Annotated in this window: 12 protein-coding genes; 3 read left to right on the top strand and 9 right to left on the bottom strand. The window is 63.3% G+C overall.

Going from position 1 to position 13,901, the window contains the following annotated elements:
• Positions 1-10 precede the first annotated feature (10 nt).
• On the bottom strand, positions 11-1,069 hold the full coding sequence (locus tag I4484_RS11705) for a glycosyltransferase (protein ID WP_197447478.1): 1,059 nt from the start codon (positions 1,067-1,069) through the stop codon (positions 11-13).
• A gap of 389 nt (positions 1,070-1,458) precedes the next feature.
• Between I4484_RS11705 and I4484_RS11700 the strand changes: the two genes are divergently transcribed.
• Complete coding sequence (locus tag I4484_RS11700) at positions 1,459-2,253, top strand: glycosyltransferase family 32 protein (protein WP_197447477.1); 795 nt, start codon at positions 1,459-1,461, stop codon at positions 2,251-2,253.
• 10 nt (positions 2,254-2,263) lie between these two features.
• Here the strand turns inward: I4484_RS11700 and I4484_RS11695 are convergent, their stop codons facing one another.
• From I4484_RS11695 to I4484_RS11660, 8 genes are all read right to left on the bottom strand, one after another.
• Positions 2,264-3,058: an IclR family transcriptional regulator gene (locus I4484_RS11695; RefSeq protein WP_197447476.1), complete on the bottom strand. Its 795-nt coding sequence runs from the start codon at positions 3,056-3,058 to the stop codon at positions 2,264-2,266.
• Between the two features lie 107 nt (positions 3,059-3,165).
• Complete coding sequence (locus tag I4484_RS11690; protein WP_197447475.1) at positions 3,166-4,458, bottom strand: FAD-binding oxidoreductase; 1,293 nt, start codon at positions 4,456-4,458, stop codon at positions 3,166-3,168.
• 23 nt (positions 4,459-4,481) lie between these two features.
• Positions 4,482-5,210: an amino acid ABC transporter ATP-binding protein gene (locus tag I4484_RS11685; protein WP_197447474.1), complete on the bottom strand. Its 729-nt coding sequence runs from the start codon at positions 5,208-5,210 to the stop codon at positions 4,482-4,484.
• Positions 5,207-5,872: an amino acid ABC transporter permease gene (locus tag I4484_RS11680; RefSeq protein ID WP_197447473.1), complete on the bottom strand. Its 666-nt coding sequence runs from the start codon at positions 5,870-5,872 to the stop codon at positions 5,207-5,209. The genes I4484_RS11685 and I4484_RS11680 overlap by 4 nt, the downstream gene beginning before the upstream one ends.
• A gap of 138 nt (positions 5,873-6,010) precedes the next feature.
• Entirely contained in the window at positions 6,011-6,817 is an 807-nt protein-coding gene (locus I4484_RS11675) for an ABC transporter substrate-binding protein (RefSeq protein WP_197447472.1), read from the bottom strand.
• A 270-nt stretch (positions 6,818-7,087) separates the two neighbouring features.
• Positions 7,088-9,022: a TRAP transporter fused permease subunit gene (locus I4484_RS11670; RefSeq protein WP_197447471.1), complete on the bottom strand. Its 1,935-nt coding sequence runs from the start codon at positions 9,020-9,022 to the stop codon at positions 7,088-7,090.
• Positions 9,023-9,091: 69 nt separating this feature from the next.
• A complete protein-coding gene (locus I4484_RS11665; RefSeq protein ID WP_197447470.1) occupies positions 9,092-10,135 on the bottom strand; it encodes a TAXI family TRAP transporter solute-binding subunit in 1,044 nt (347 codons plus the stop codon).
• Between the two features lie 58 nt (positions 10,136-10,193).
• Positions 10,194-10,973, bottom strand: coding sequence for a GntR family transcriptional regulator (locus I4484_RS11660; protein WP_197447469.1), 780 nt, complete (start codon positions 10,971-10,973; stop codon positions 10,194-10,196).
• A 119-nt stretch (positions 10,974-11,092) separates the two neighbouring features.
• Here I4484_RS11660 and I4484_RS11655 point away from each other — a divergent pair, with 119 nt between their 5' ends.
• Both I4484_RS11655 and I4484_RS11650 read left to right on the top strand, forming a co-directional pair.
• Positions 11,093-12,883 (top strand): gamma-glutamyltransferase family protein, encoded by a 1,791-nt coding sequence (locus I4484_RS11655; protein WP_197447468.1) that lies wholly within the window; start codon positions 11,093-11,095, stop codon positions 12,881-12,883.
• Positions 12,884-12,949: 66 nt separating this feature from the next.
• On the top strand, positions 12,950-13,864 hold the full coding sequence (locus I4484_RS11650) for a LysR family transcriptional regulator (protein WP_197447467.1): 915 nt from the start codon (positions 12,950-12,952) through the stop codon (positions 13,862-13,864).
• Positions 13,865-13,901: the final 37 nt, after the last annotated feature.

The raw sequence follows: 13,901 nt of genomic DNA, 5'->3' as shown, positions 1-13,901 counted from the left end.
ATGTCGCCGCTCATAGCGCCTCGAACCGGGGAAGCACGTTTTCGGTCAGGAACTGCCGGTAATAGCGCTCATCGATCTTGACCGGTGCGGCATCCATCCGGGCCATGGCATCCGCCAGGCCTGCTTCGTCCTCTTGCCCGACGAGAAAGTCGGTCAGTTCCCCCGTGAGAATCTCCCTGGGCCCGCTTGGGCAATCCACGCTGATCACCGGCGTATGCAGCAGCAGCGCCTCGATGAGAACGCGGGGCAGCCCTTCGGCGTCGGAAGTGAGGACCAACGCCTTGGCCTTCTGGATGAGGGGGTAGGGGTTGGTGCGGTAGCCGAGCATGGTGACCCTGTCCTCGAGCCCCAGTTCGGCGATCAGCTGCTTGATTTCCCCTTCGGTTTCGCCCTTGCCGAGCAGCACCAGCGGTGTTGCGATGCCGCTGCGCGCGTAGGCGCGAAGCAGGCGGTCCTGCCGCTTGACGTGGGTAAAGGCGCCGACATGGATGAAGTAGTCGGCAAAGGGAGCCGAGACCTCCTCCTTGGCCATCTCCAGGAAGGGGTGGCGCTCGTAGGGGTTGTAGATGGTCTGGATGTGAGAGGGCCGTATGCCGATCACTTCCTGCAGGTTTTTCTCCACCCCGTGGGAAACGGCAATGATCTTACGTCCACTGTAATAACGGCGCTGCTTGGCAAACTCCTTTTCACGCTTGGGAGAGTGGCGCAGCTGCGCGGAGGAATCGCCTTTTACCCAGAAGTACAGGTTGGGGTGCTGCATGTGCCGGGTGATCCTGTCGCAGGAGCAGGAGAGCACGGTATCGGCGCGAAAATCGCTGACGGCCTTGGCGATGTTCCTCGCCTGCCATTTCTCTACCCAGCTCGTATTGAAAGCCTTGGTAAAGCGATTGATGACGGCCAGGTTGACGATTTCGAGGCCTTCGGGGATGCGGTGCTCGATTCGCTCACGAAGCGTGAACACCTTCACCGCATGGCCGCGCTGGCGCAGCCCTTCTGCAGTATAAAGCAGTGATTTTTGCGCGCCACCGCCATAAAGATCGGAAATGACAAAGGCGAAACGCTTTTGCATTGCATCCCTGCTCCACGATTTTGGTATTTGACCGGCCAGTTTACCGGATCGCCGCCGACACGCCTAGGCGACCCGCCCGGCGCGGCATGAACCGGCGCGTTTGCCTGACCGTTGTCCGTTGAGTCGTCCTCTGTTTTTTCTCGCTTGTGGATCGTATCGGCATGCTAGAGTGCGCTCGTTGGCGCGCGGTAGGTCTCTCTCGTCGTGAGGCCGTGGGGAACTGCCAGGCCGAGGCCCTGTCGTAGGGGTGCCACTGCCTGCCCATCGCAGCCGTTCCAGGCGAAGGCCGGTGCGGTTTCGAGGCAAGCAGAGGCGAATCACCATGGAGGGGTTCATCGCAGTGGTCGCTCGAAGCTTCAGCCGAGCGTGACACCATCAGAGGATGCAGAGTGAAGAACACAGGCATTCTGGCCTTCGCCAGGCTGGTCAAGCTGCTGGCCAACATCACCAAGGTGGCTTCGTATGGCTTCCATTACGTCTTCCCAGACAAGCGTTTCATCATCCCCGAGCGCGCCGCGCCGTGGTGGAAACCGAGCCGACAGGCCAAGGTGCCACGGATCATCTGGCAGACCAACTTCACCGACAAGGCGACGCTGCCGGTTTACCTGAACTACCTGTTCAACCGCCTGATGGCGCCGGGGTTCGAGTACCGCTTCATGGTCACCGAGGCCAGGGCGGCCTTCATCCGCGAGAATTTCTCGCCGGCCATCTACGAGGCCTACTCCCGTCTGCAGGTGGGGGCCGCCCAGGCCGATTTCTGGCGCGTGCTGGTGCTGCAGAAGCACGGCGGGGTCTACCTGGACATCGACGCCCATGCGGTGTGGCCCCTGGCGCGGATCGTCAGGCCCGAGCTGGATGAGCTTTACGTCACGACCCGGCGTGGCGACATCAGCAACTACTTCATCGCCAGCAGGCCGGAGAACCCACACATCGAGCGCATCGGCAAAGCCATTCTCGCCAATATCGAGAACGAGGCCGACAAGAACATCTTCGAGCTGACCGGGCCGGGGGTGTTCAACCAGGTGCTGCCGCGCGATGAGGTTCCCACGGCCTGCTATCGCACCACCTGCAACCAGGGCAATTTCACCAACGAGTACTTCCAGTACATCGACAAGCCCCAGGGCAAGTGGACCCGGCAACAGCAGCAGATCGACGTGGTGCGCAAGCGCGAAGCGGTGGAGTAGGCTTGGGGGGTCAAATCCGCGTGCGAGCCGCCTTGGTGATCGCCCGCGCGCACTCGATCAGCGGCGGGGCCAGCCGTTCGAGCGCGGTATCGAGCGTCCATCGGCTGCCGGGGGCGGTGACATGAACCGCGGCTACCGGCTCGCCTGAGCCATTGAGTACCGGGGCGGCGACGTTGATGTCGCCCAGGAAGTATTCAGCGTTGTTCCAGGCCACGCCGCGCTTGCGACACGCCAGAATCATCTCCAGCAGGGTATCGATATCCGTCACGGTGTCGGGGGTATGGCGGATTAGCTCCGAGGCCTCCAGGTAGCGACGAATCGTCGTTTCATCATGTGCTGAGAGGTAGGCCCGCCCGGAAGCCGTGCAGTACATGGGCACCCGGCTGCCGATGGGCATGTGGATGGGAATGTAATGGCGGCTGGTGAAACGGGCCACGTAGACCATCTCGAGCCCGCTGGGCTCGGTCAACGAGACCGTTTCGAGGCAGCGGTTGCTGAGGTCCGAGAGGTAGGGGTTGGCGCAGTCCACCAGCAGGTCCGCTTCCAGGTACTGCGAGGCCACGGTCAGGATCTTGATGCCGATACGGTACTTGCGTGAAGCGGGCACCTTGGTAAGGTAGCCCAGCTGCTCCAGCGTATGGGTAATGCGCTGCACCGAGCCCATGCTCATGCCGCTGAGTCGGGCGATCTCGGAAAGGCTCAGCTGGCTATGCTGGGCGCCGAACAACTCCAGGATGGCGAATGCCTTCTCGATGGATTGGTTGAACAGGGAAGAGCGCGAACTCTGTTCTTCACCGATGCCCATTCGCTTGGCTCCTGAGGTATCGTTGCTGAGATACCGTTACTGAAATAGTTATTAGGCGCCCAGCCTACCATGCACGGACTCTCCAGGGAGAGAGGGGGCTGCGTGGCCTAGCGTTCCAGCCAATCCCGGGCTCTATAGTAATTGACCACGGCACCCACATAGAGCCGCTGCAACCCATGCAGGGGAATGGGTTGTATGGGCGTGATCGGGAAGGGCAAGGCTTCGTGGAGCGAGGCGTTGCCCAGGTGTTCACCGATCAGCTTGCCCAGGTGCGTGCCCATGGCCACGCCCCGTCCGTTGTAGCCGAGCGCTACGGTCAGCCCCGCTGCGGGCTGATGCACGTGAGGCAGGGCGTCGCGTGTCAGGGCGACCCGGCCCGCCCAGCGGTAGCCGATCTCCACATTCTTCAGAGCTGGGTAGAGTTTACCGATGGCTCGCTGCAGGTGGCGGAAGTCGGGCTCGCCCTGGGGCTCGTGGAACGGGCCGCGCCCTCCCATCAGGAACCGGCCGCTGGCGTCCCGCCGAAAGTAGAGCAGAAGCTTGCGGGCATCCGAGACGACTTCGCCCCCCGGCAGTATGCCTTGCGCTTCCGCGTCGGTGAGCGGTCGCGTGGCGATCTGGTAGCTGTTGGCGGCTATCACGCTTCTTGCCAGTCCGGGCTGCAATCCTCCCGAATAGCCATTGGTGCATAACAGCACCTGGCCGGCGTCGATTGTGGCGCCGCCCTGCACCTCGGCCACCCAGCGGCCTGACTGGGCGTTCAGTCCCTGTACCGGAGAGCGTTCGAAGAGCCGTGCGCCGGCTGACTCGGCGGCCGTTGCCAGGCCGCGTGCGTAGGCCAGTGGGTTGAGGCCGCCGGCACGCGGGTCCAGCCAGGCGCCGAGATAGGCCTCGCTGCCCAGGCGCTCGGCGCAGGCCGCCTTGTCGAGCCAACTCACGTCGACGCCGTGGTCGGCCCACTGGCGGGCGCGTGTCTCGATCACCTTCAAACTGGCATGCGTGGCGGCCGGCTGGATCCAGCCGTTACGGCTGGCCTCGCAGTTGATGCCGTGGCGCTGAATCAGCTCGAACACCACATCGGCATTGCGTCCGGTGAGTTCGACCATCTTCTGCCCGCGCTCCTGGCCATAGCGCTGGCGCAAGGTCTCGGGATCGTACTTCAGCCCCGGTATGACCTGGCCGCCATTACGGCCCGAGGCGCCCCAGCCAATGGCGTTGGCCTCGAGCAGTACGGTATCGATACCGCGCTCGGCCAGCGCCAGTGCCGCGCTGAGCCCGGTAAAGCCGCCTCCTATCACCAAAACATCGGCGCGACGGCTTTCCGTCAGGGCGGGCCTGGCGGGTGCCGCTGGCGCCGTATCCGCCCACAGCGAAGGGGGCATATGTTGCAGTTCTTCCATTGGCTCGGTTCCCTGTGGGCGGTTCAGTGATTGAGGACTCGGCGAAGGAAGTCCTGGGTTCGCTCATGCCGTGGTTCGGTGAGCAGGGCCTGGGCGTTGCCTTCTTCCACGATCTGGCCGCCGTAGAGAAAGCAGACGCGGTCGGCGACTTCCTTGGCGAAGCTCATTTCGTGCGTCACCACCACCATGGTCATGCCTTCTCTTGCCAGGTCGCGCATTACGGTGAGCACGTCGCCGACCAGTTCCGGGTCGAGGGCCGAGGTGGGTTCGTCGAAGAGAATGGCATCGGGGCGCATGGCCAGGGCTCGCGCAATGGCGACCCTTTGCTGTTGCCCCCCCGAGAGCTGCTGTGGGTAAGCGTCGACCTTGTCGCCCAGCCCGACTTTTTCGAGCAGTTCGATGGCTTGCTTGCGCGCTTCGCTGCGCGGTTCGTGCTTGACGTAAACCGGGCCCTCCATCACGTTTTCCACCACCGAGCGATGCGGAAACAGGTTGAAGCGCTGGAAGACCATACCGACGCGGGTGCGCAGGTCGTGGATGTCCCGGCTGTCGGCATTGACCTGCCGGCCGTTGATGGTGATTGCGCCGCCGTCGTATCGCTCCAGGCCATTGATGCAGCGCAGGACCGTGGACTTGCCGGAGCCGGACGGGCCGATCAGGCAAACGACTTCGCCTGCGTTCACTTCGAGGCTGACGCCCTTCAGCACTTCGGTGGCGCCGAAGGATTTGTGGATGCTGTCGATCGTGATCATTTGCCTGCCCCCTTCGCGGATTTGCCGAAGTAACGCTCCAGCCGGTTGACGCCGAAGATCAGCGGCAGGCTCAGCGCGAGGTAGAGAAGCGCGACCATGGTGTACACGGTGGTGTTCTGGAAGGTGGAGGCGGCAATCAGTTGGCCGGCCCGCGTCATTTCCGCCACCGTGATGGTGGATGCCAGCGAGGAGTCCTTGAGGATCATGACCGCCGTGTTGCCGTAGGGCGGCAGGGCGATGCGAATGGCCTGGGGCAGCACCACGCGCCGCATGATCAGGCGACTCTTCATGCCGATCGATTTGGCTGCTTCGATCTGTCCGCTGTCGATGGCCTCGATACCGGCACGGAAGTTCTCGGCCTGGTAGGCGCTGTAGGCGATGCCCAGGCCGATGATGCTGGCCTGGAACGCGCTGAGCTGAATGCCGAGTTCGGGTATGACGAAGTAGATGTAAAACAGCTGCACGATGATGGGCAGGCCGCGAATCACGTTCACGATGGTGCTCGCAGTCAGCGATAGGGCCCGGAAGGGCGAGAGCTTCATCAGTGCCAGGATCAAGCCAAGAAACGAGCTCAGCAGCAGGGCGCCGATGGTGATTTGCACGGTGACCACCGCACCTTTCAGCAAGATGGGCAGGAAGGCTGCTACGTCGGAGAACTCCATGGGAGAACCTTTTTTCCAGGCGCATGCCGGCGATGCCGAAAGGCACTGCCTGCGTTGCGCTGTTCATGGAATCGTCGAAGGCGCCGGCCGGGAGTTGCCGCCGGCGCGCGGACGTGGAGAAGGTGCTTCAGGCGAAGCTCAGAGTCCCCACTCCTCAAAGATGGCTTCCACGGTTCCATCCTCTTTCAGCTTCGCCAGCGAGGCATTGAGCTGCTCGAGCAGTTCCGTGTTTTCCTGCGCCACGGCCAGGCCAATGTGGCCGACCATCTGCTGCTCATAGCCTTCGGCCAGCTGTAGATCGGGAAAGCGCCCTTGGCTCAGTTGGTAGCCCATGATGGGCGCATCGCCCACGCCGGCCACGATCCTGCCGAGGGAGACGTCACGCATCATGTCCGCCAGGGTGTCGTAGTTGCGTATCTCGGGGAAGATGCCCATGGCGTTGAGCTGTTCGACGTAGGTGGTTCCCACCTGGGCGCCGATCGTCTCTCCCGCCAGGTCGTCCAGCGAGTGGATCTCGCCTTCGTAGTCGGTCTTGATGACCACCCCCTCGCCATAGGGATAGACATCGTCGCTGAAGGCGACCACTTGCGCCCGCTCCGGTGTCTTGAGCATGGCGGCGGAGATGATGTCGATCTTGCCGGAGGTGAGCGAGGGAATCAGTGCGTTGAACTGGGACTCCTGCACGGTGACGTCATAGCCCATGTCTTCGCCCAACGCTTGCACGAGGTCCACCATGGCGCCGGTGATCTCGTTGGTCTGTACGTCGAGGAAGGTGAAGGGAATGCCGCTGGGGGTGCCGCCTGCGCGCAGTGTCTCCTGCGCCTGAAGGGTGGCGCCGGTCAGCAGCAGTGCCGTTCCGAACAAGCCGGGCAGCAGGTAGCGGCGCAGGCTGGAGGCTTTTGTTGTGCTAGCGGAGCGTTTGGGCTCGAGGGGAGTAAGGGTCATGAAAGCACCTTGCATGGCTATTGAGGTTGTTATGGTCAGGTAGCTCTACGACTACACCTCCCCGAGCCTAGGCGAAGTTAAAGTTATCGGCAAGAGTTATTTTATATCGCATATCGATAAATATTGCGTGATGAATCTCCCGTGAGGGCTTAATTCACATTGAACGAACGACGATGGAAAATTAGTGTGCGGGGCCGAGAAAGGTGGACCCGCCAGTTAAGTTGCTTCTGGCCTCAAGCCGGCTTGCCGTAATCGTCGAATTGGCTGGCCTCAACTGGCTAGCACGTGCCGGTTTTTCAGGCCGCGCTGCATGGCGAAGATCACTACGATGGCGCTGCAGCCGACCAGGGTGCCCAATACTCCAGGCATCAGCGTGAGCGTGGCGGCAAACAGCAGGATCAGGCGAACGGGCCAGGTGGTGCGTACGAAGCCTTGTCCAACCATGGCGACGTTGAGTGCGGCGAGTGCCAGCAGGCTGATGGCGACTACGCTGATCTGGTCGAGCAGGGTGCCCTCCAGCAGCAGGAGCTCGGGCCTCGCCACGAACAGGAAGGGCAGGAAGAAGCCCGGCAGGCCGATCTTCACGGCCTGCATGGCGGTGGCGAAATACGGCGCCTCGGCAATGCGGGCGGCGATCAGCGAAGCCACGGCCACCGGCGGGGTGAGCGCCGAGAAGATGGCGAAATAGAGCACGAACATGTGCGCGGCCATCATGCTCAGCCCCATGTCGATCAGCGCCGGGGCGGTAAGCAGCGCGACCAGGATGTAGGCGGCCGAGGTGGGTAGACCCAGGCCGAAGATCAGGCAGGCAAGGGCGGCAATGAGCAATAACACGCCGAGGCTTCCGTCTGCTATGCCGAGCATCAGGTAGGAGAGCTTCTGGGCGAAGCCGGTCGCGGTGAGCACTTCCACGAAGATGCCGATCACGGCGACGATCACGGCAATGGTGGCTCCGCTGAACCCGCCTTCCCTCAGGCCGTCGATCAGGCGCTTGCCCGCGGCGACAAGGCCTTGCAGGGGCTGGCGATACTGGCGGGCGGCACTGCTGAAAAGTTCCAGCACGATGATCGCCAGGCAGCCGTAGGCGGCGGCGTAGGAGGGCGGCATGCGACTGATTAGCAGGAAGACCAGGACGCCGATGGCGATCAGAAGATGGCCGTAGCGGGCCATCAGCACCTTGGCCGGGAGCGGCTGGGCCTGAGTGGCGGTATTGCCGGCCTGGAGTCCGACGCCATCGCGAACGGCTTGCAGATGGACGGCAAGAATCAGGTAGAAGTAGTAAAGGCCCGCGGGAATGGCTGCGGCCAGGATGACCTGATCGTAGCCGAGCCCCGTGACGCCAACCATGAGGAATGCGGTAAGCCCCATCACCGGAGGCGTCATTTGGCCGCCGGTTGACGAAACCGCCTCGACGGCGCCTGCGAATGGCGCCTTGAAGCCGGTACGCTTCATGGTGGGGATGGTCATGGTGCCGGTGCTGGCGATGTTGGCCACGGTGCTGCCGGAGATCATGCCCATGAAGGCGCTGGCCAGGACCGCGATCTTGGCTTGCCCGCCACGCGAGTTGCCGGCCAGCTTGGTGGCAAAGCCCATGATGAAGTCGATGCCGCCGGTCGATTTGAGTAGGCCGGCGAAGACCATGAAGATGAAGATGGTGCCGGCGGATAGCTCCGTGAGGGATCCCAGGACACCTTGAAAGTTGGGAATCGAGGCGTAGGAGACCAGTCGCTCCAGCCCCATGCCCGAGTGGTGGAGCAGGCCGGTAGGCAGGGAGTTGCCGTAGTAGCCGTACAGTAGCCCGAGCACGCCGATCAACGGGATGGTCAGCCCCCATTGCTGCCAGGCGGCGATCAGACAGATGCCGACGAGCAGTGAGCCGACCACCACGTCCTTGGGCTCCGGTCCGAAGACCCGGTCGGAGATCAGGCCCTGATACTCCATCAGGATGTAGCCGGCCGCGTAGGCCGAGAGAGCGAAACAGGCGACATAGGCGAGTCTGCTCGCCAGGTGGCCGGCATGCCCGGCGGCGCTGGCGAAGATGACGAGCAGAGCAAGGCCGAGGTGCAAGGTCTTGAACTGACCGGAAGGCAGGAAGTACTGGAATACCTGGAGCAGATGAGTGGCCACCATCACCAGGGTGAGGAGCAGTACGAGGTTGGCGGCATTGAGATAGCCGCGCCTGCCGTCAAGGAGCTTGGGAGTCATGATCGGGAGCGTCGCCAACGGGGGATGAAAATGCCATGCACGCCGTGCATGGCATCGTGGAGGCCTGGTTTAGGCAGTCACGGGATCGGCGATGATCAGCTCGTCTCGCCATACGCCCCGTTCCTGGAAATAGCGCGCGGCGCCGGCGTTGACGGGGTAACCCTCGAGCAGGTACTGCACGGCGAATTCCACGTCGATGTCCTGCAGCTGCGAGCCGACCCGGCGCACGTCCTCGGGGTTGTCGAAGATCGCCTGGCACACGGCATAGGCTTCTTCGTCGGTGACGCCGGGACGCGCCGCCAAGACCCCGGAGATCGCCGGCATCAGCATTTCGCCTTCGGCCTTGTCCCACTGTGCCTGGCTGACGGTGCTGGCGAGCAGGCCGGAGTTGATCTGCTGGGCGCGCTGGAGTACCTCGGGCTCGATGGGTAGCACGCGGAACTCTACCGTACTGTCGATCTCGGCCAGGGCGGGCGAGGCACGGCCGTTGGTGAGCGTAGAGGGAATGGCATCTACGGAGCCGGATTGGAAGGCACTGAAGGTGTCATTCCAGGAGCCGTAGGTCCAGTTGACCTGATCGGCTACGCCGGCGGCTTCGAGGATCGTCTGGTGCATGATCGCCGTAGCGCCGCCGGCGGTGGAGGGCATGACGCGCTTGCCCGCCAGGTCGGCGAGGCTGTGGATGTCGGAGTCGGCACGCACGATCAGCGGAATGTTCCATACCGTGTAAGCGAACATCTGGCGGGCATCGATGGGCGCAGGGAAGGGGCGTTCGCCCTGGGTGGCCGGCGGCCAGTCGGTCGAGGTGGTCTGGCCGAATTCGATCTCGCCGCGGCTGGCCATCACCATGTTCTCGGCGCCGCCTGACGTGGCCAGCGTGGTGCTGCGCATATCGCTGTTGCGCTGCACGGCCTGGGCCAAGGCTTCGATGATGATGTAACCGGTCGAGCCCAGACTGGCTGAGCCCCAGCGCAGCTCACGGTTGTGACCGGTAGAGGCATGCAGGATCCCTGGGAACATGGCGATGCCGACACCGGCCACGCCGGCTTTGAGCAGGAACCGACGCCGGGCGCCGAGAGTGGAAAGGTTCTTGTGGCTGGTGTCCTGAGTCATGTCGCTACCTTTTTGTTGATTGGGTGAGTGGTGACGTTGGCGGCATTGAGGAGCCTGGTCAGTTGCCGCGTGCCTGACCTGCTTGGGTGCTAAGCTCGATGTCCCGGTGCCCCGGCTGCACTTCGAAGCGCTGGAAGGTGGTGGGGCTGCCGTCGCGGGAGTAGCCGCGTACCTGCCACTGCAGGCCGTGGCGGATCTCCTCGGCCAGCCCGAGACAGCGCCTGGCGTCCTCCGAAAAGGGGCCAACCCCTAGGCGGTGCACGAAGTGGCTGGTGAGGATGCGCTGGGTCTGGAACAGGTGCTCATGCAGCGAGAGGCCGTCGAACTCACTCGCCGGCTTGTCCATGAGATCGCCGGCCCACTCCAGTGGCAGGAAGAACTCATTGAACGTCCAGGGTTCGCCCTTGACCTGCACCAGCCGCTGCACCACGGCGGCCCGGGGCCGGCCGAAGAATGTCGCCAGCTCGGTGTCGAGTTCCACCGCACGAATGTTCAGCCCCTGCAAGGAGAGCGGCAGCGGTTGCCCGTTGTCGAGGAAGCGGAAAACGCGAATGTCTTCGAACTTGATTTCCTGATCGCGGATGAAAGTGCCGCGGCCATGCTCGCGTACCACGATACCGTCGTCCGAGAGCGCCTTGAGCGCCTTTTGCAGGGTGCCCAGACTGGCCGGAAGGCGCGCGGAGAGTTCCTGCTCCGAGGGCAGTTTGTCGCCCGCCACGAGCTTGCCGGTCTGTACCGCTTCCTTGATGGCGTTGTAGAAGCGCGCGTACTTGGGCACGCCGATATGCGCGTTCTCGAAGTGCGGTAGGCAGGCGTCTACGATCTTTTCCATCGTCATGCGGGCATCCTGTGGTGTGCCGTTTTCATAAAGCTATATAGCTCTAGTGATCCTGCCTGTAAAACATGGTAGTTTCAAGCGCAGTCTGACGCTTCCCATCTACAAGAGGATTTGCCCCCATGCCGAGCTTGCCGCCTTTTACGACACGCCCCGAGATCAAGGGAACCTTCGGGGCCGTCTCCACGACCCACTGGTTGGCCTCGAGCGTTGGCATGGCGATGCTGGAGAAAGGGGGAAACGCCTTCGATGCCGCGGTGGCGGCGGGCTTCGTGCTACAGATCGTGGAGCCGCATCTCAACGGGCCGGGGGGCGAGGTGCCTATCATCGCCATGCGCCATGACGATGAGGCCCCGCGGGTGATCTGTGGCCAGGGGGTGACCCCGGCTGGAGCCACGCAGGCGCATTTCGCCGGCCTGGGGTTGAAGACGGTGCCGGGTACCGGGTTGTTGCCGGCGGTGGTGCCGGGCGCTTTCGGGGCGTGGATGCGACTTCTGCGCGATTACGGCAGTTTGCCCCTGGAGACCGTGCTGGCGCCGGCCATCGACTATGCCGAGCGTGGCTACCCGCTGCTTGCCCGGGCGGTTTCCTCGATCGTGCCGGTTGTGGATTTCTTCAAGCAGGAGTGGCCCAGCTCCGCGGAGCAATGGCTCGTCGATGGCCGTGCGCCCTCGGCGGGTGCGCTGTTTCGTTCGCCCGCCATTGCGGCAACCTATCGCCGGATCCTGGCGGAGGCCAAGATCGCCGGGCCGGATCGCGAGGCGCAGATCGAGCGAGCCCGACGCACCTTTTATGAGGGCTTCGTGGCGGAAGCCATTGATGAGTTCTACCGCCATCCGCTGATGGATAGCAGTGGCAAGCGCCATGCCGGGGTCCTGACCGGAGACGACCTGACGAACTGGTCGGCCACCGTAGAGCCGACCGTGAGCTACGACTATGCGGGCCACCGGGTGCACAAGGCTGGCCCTTGGAGCCAGGGGCCGGTTTTCCTGCAGCAACTGGCGTTGCTGGAGAAGGTCGACTTTTCGGCCTTCGGCGCCGAGAGTGCCGCGTTCGTCCATCATGTCGCCGAAGCGGCGAAACTGGCCTTCGCCGATCGTGAAGCGTGGTATGGCGATCCGGCGGCGGCAGATGTGCCGCTGGCAAGACTGTTGAGCGTCGAGTACAACGACGAGCGGCGCGTGCTGTTGGGGGATCGGGCTTCCCAGGTCATGCGTCCGGGCCTGGTGGGGGGCGAGGCGAATATCGCTGCGATCATGGCCCTGGCCGGCAGCGAGCCGACCATTGGCCCCGGGGGTGGCGAGCCAACCTTTGCCCCGTTGCCCAGCGTGGAAGGCGATACCGTGCACCTGGACATCGTGGATCGGTTCGGCAACATGGTATCTGCCACGCCGAGCGGTGGCTGGCTGCAGAGCTCACCCAGTGTGCCAGGTCTGGGCTTCTCGATTTCGACACGTGCGCAGATGACCTGGTTAACCCCGGGGTTGGCCAGTTCGTTGCGCCCCGGCACGCGGCCACGCACGACGTTGACCCCGACACTGGTGACCCGAGAAGGCAAGCCGTACCTGGCGTTAGGCTCCCCGGGCGGTGACCAGCAGGACCAGTGGAGCCTCACGACGTTCCTGCGTATCGTGCATTATGGCTACGACCTGCAGCGGGCGATCGATGCGCCGCTCTTCCAGATTCGCCACTTCCCGACCTCCTTTCATCCCCGGGACTGCGTGCTGGGGCGGCTACTGATAGAAGGACGCTTCGACGCCGGGGTGCTGGCAGAACTGCGCGAGCGTGGCCACGAGCTGGCAGTGCAGGACGACTGGGCGCTGGGGCGGGTGTGTGCCGTGGCTCAGAGAGACGGTATGCTTCACGCTGGCGCCTCGGCAAGGCACATGCAAGGTTATGCGGTAGGGCGATAGGGCGATAGGGCGAAGGCCGGTTTGCCAAGGCACACTCCAACAAAGCGGCCTGAATCGGGGTAGGACATGAATTTTCGCAGCCTGGAGACGTTCATCTGGATTGCGCGCCTGGGCAGCTTTCGGGCCGCGGCGCAGCGTCTCTATACCTCGCAGCCCTCCGTTTCTGCCCGCATATCGGGGCTGGAGGATGAGCTGGGGGTCGAGCTGTTCGAGCGTACCGGCCGCCGGGTGGTGCTGACGGCGAAGGGGCGTGAGCTGCTCGCCTACGCTGAGAAGCTGCTGCACCTGCACGGAGAGATGCTGCAGGTCGTCGCCAAGTCGGAGTGCCTGCAGGGCAGCATTCGCCTCGGCGTGGCGGAAACCATCGCCTATACCTGGCTGCCACGCTTGATCGAGCGTGTCAGCGAGGCTTATCCGGCGATCAACCTGGAGCTGGACATCGATATTTCGGTCAACCTGGCCGACAAACTGACCAGCCATGATATCGACATTGCCTTTCTGATGGGGAAGGTGAACCAGCCCGGCTTCACCAGCGATGACCTGTGCCGCTATTCGTTGGTCTGGGTGGCAAGCCCGAGGCTGGCGTTACCCGCCGGGCCGGTCACGCTCTCCGAACTGGCCCAGTGGCCGATCATCACCTACCCGCGCCGCAGCGAACCGTATGCCGTGATTCGCTCGCTCGTCGATCCGATGAACCACTCCACGCGAATTCATTCCAGCTCGTCGCTCTCGACCATCATCCGCATGGCGTTGGATGGGATCGGGGTGAGTGCGCTGCCGCGTGAGATCGTCTCTCGGGAGCTAGAGAGCGGCACGCTCCGCCAGTTCAATGTCGAGGCGGCACTGCCCGACCTGGCTTTCAGTGCGGCCTACAGCACGGCTCCCGGCGCCAACGTGGTGAGGGCGGTGGCCGAGCTTTCGCTGCATACCGCCCGCCTCGAGGGTTTCGATCCTCTCGTTGAGACCGAAGCCGACGATTGATCCAAAAAGCTGATCAATTGTGATACTTAATTTCGAT

This window comes from Halomonas sp. SS10-MC5 (assembly GCF_015992245.1).
Classification (GTDB): Bacteria; Pseudomonadota; Gammaproteobacteria; order Pseudomonadales; family Halomonadaceae; genus Halomonas; species Halomonas sulfidoxydans.
Note: the sequence above shows the minus strand (reverse complement) of the source record. Positions and strands in the feature narration are given on the sequence as shown.